Consider the following 309-nt stretch of genomic DNA (forward strand, 5'->3'; position numbering starts at 1 on the left):
GAATTGTCCGGGTTCAAGCAATAGTGTGAATATTGTTGAGGTTGCTAATCCAGTTGCTCTTGTATTGACCGGAAGTTCTATTTGTGCTTCTAATCCAGGCACAGGAACAGTTAGTTCTAGTACTTCAGAATCAGGAGTGAGTTATCAGTTAAGAATAGGTACGACTAATGTTCAGGCTCCAAAAGCAGGTACAGGTTCGGCTCTATCATGGACTGGTTTAAATGCAGGAACAAACTATAATGTGGTTTCTACAGGTGCTGCTCCAACGAATTGTCCGGGTTCAAGCAATAGTGTGAATATTGTTGAGGT

General features: G+C 41.7%; 1 protein-coding gene. It reads left to right on the forward strand.

The window, feature by feature from the left end; genetic code table 11:
• Positions 1-309 (forward strand): hypothetical protein (locus EOD40_RS18075; protein WP_164905516.1); only part of this gene is annotated, 309 nt, incomplete at both ends.

The sequence above is a fragment of the Flavobacterium sufflavum genome (genome assembly GCF_004016525.1).
Lineage (GTDB): Bacteria > Bacteroidota > Bacteroidia > Flavobacteriales > Flavobacteriaceae > Flavobacterium > Flavobacterium sufflavum.